At 37.2% G+C, this 1,812-nt stretch carries 2 protein-coding genes; both read right to left on the minus strand.

Going from position 1 to position 1,812, the window contains the following annotated elements; all coding sequences use genetic code 11:
* Nucleotides 1-378: 378 nt before the first annotated feature.
* Entirely contained in the window at nt 379-777 is a 399-nt protein-coding gene (locus FFM59_RS09900; RefSeq protein WP_137602854.1) for a pentapeptide repeat-containing protein, read from the minus strand.
* A gap of 34 nt (nt 778-811) precedes the next feature.
* Entirely contained in the window at nt 812-1,618 is an 807-nt protein-coding gene (locus tag FFM59_RS09905) for a hypothetical protein (protein WP_137602855.1), read from the minus strand.
* Nucleotides 1,619-1,812: the final 194 nt, after the last annotated feature.

Below are 1,812 nucleotides of genomic sequence, written 5' to 3' on the forward strand. Positions count from 1 at the left end.
ACTCCAGGACACCTTGGAAGCATCATTTATTTAAGTTAGATACATATTATATGTACGAAGGCATTTCATTTACACAAACTATTTTATACTCTCAATGCACCAGCTTCCATTCGATCCTTACCTTGAGTCTCTAATCCTTCTAAGTTAATAATCTTAATTGCTTTTTCTTCATTGCTTGCTTGATATGCCATAATTGGTTCCTTCTTTCGTTTATTATGACATTCAATATATTACTTACTTTTAGTGAGTGAAACTATTTGTTCCTTAAAATTCACAAATTAAATAATGAGCAAGTCTTAAAAACGCTTAAAATCAGTGATTATCTGACAATTAAGTTAGTGAAAAAAATAAAACCACCAGCACTCAATCTTCGTGATTCTACACTTCATCATCAAAGCGAGCATCGGAAATATGTTGAGAAATTTCTTCAAAATCGTCAATCTGACAATGGCGAAAGTCGACTACCGCACCATAAATATCATCAACAAACGCATTCGTCAATTCCGCGTATTGAAAGTCAGTGCCAAACATCGCCGCATATGATAGATCAGTGGCAATCATGATTGCACCCACGAATGAAGTTCCATTCAAAATATCATCTTCAAAATCTGCTCGTGATAAATTGGCACCATTAAAAATTGCATAACTCAAATCATGATAGGCGAAACTATTCGAGCTGAGATCTAAGTTAGAAAAATCTGCACGAGTACCTGTTTCGTGGTCGTCCAACCACTGTTCGTGTTCAACAATCATTTTATCTACCGTTGCTTGATTCATGCTCTCCCACCTTCACTTTTGTTTTGGATTGCGATTATTGGCGATATGGGTCAACAACAGCGTGATACATTTCATCTGTCAGTACTGGTTGAGATGATACCATCAACGGTTCAATGTTCTGATACAGTTTTTCCATCGTGAATCCATCTTCTGCACCAAGATTAATCAGAACATTATAAAATTCAATTTCCGGTATTAACTCGGTCAATAGTGGAAAGGCTCGACTGAAGTCCTCGCGACGAGCACGATAAATAAATTGAGGTATTAATGATTCGCTCATGGAATCGGGAAGCACGAAGACCACTCGCAATCTTTTTTCAGATTTTGAATCTGGATTAAGTGCTAACATTTGTTCAATGATTTGATAAATACGTTCAGTTCCTTCATCAATATCAGTTTGGCTGATAGTTTTAAGCGAATCATGGTTTGAAGTTGATGTGTGTAGTAAAAAAGATGTCGTCAAGCCACCTACAAGCTTAAACTCTGAAACTTCTGGATCATCTTTTGGCCAACTAAAACGTTCAACGATATATCTCAAATCTCGATCCACAGGATTTTCCTGGTGGAATGCACTAAAATCATCTTGATTAGCGGTCACATCGAATTCAGCTTGGCTTGGCAGCACTACAAGTGATTCAAGGTTTAATTTAGGTCCCTCGTCTAATACATCCATTGGCTGATAAGTATCAAGATACTCAACTGCGGCTTCGTAAGAAAGGTTATCTGTTCCTGCTTGCGATGATTTGACCGAGTTAATTTGTTCCACCGATGGAGCATAGATGGTACTCGACATGATGTTGCCATAGTGTTTTTGAAAAAAATCATGAATGCTTTCCGCCATAATCAGCCCTCCGATAGTTTTAAAATATTTATTGAGATTAATATATTTTATATTATATGAGTTTCAACGGTCATAATATGTCCAAATTTATTTTAAAAATCATTACACGCTCCGAAATAATCGAGTAGGAGGCAGTTGATTAGTTCAGCTACCGACCTCTCACACCACCGTACGTACGGTTCCGTATACGGCGG

Origin of the sequence: Paucilactobacillus nenjiangensis (genome assembly GCF_005405445.1) — a bacterium.
GTDB classification, from domain to species: domain Bacteria; phylum Bacillota; class Bacilli; order Lactobacillales; family Lactobacillaceae; genus Paucilactobacillus; species Paucilactobacillus nenjiangensis.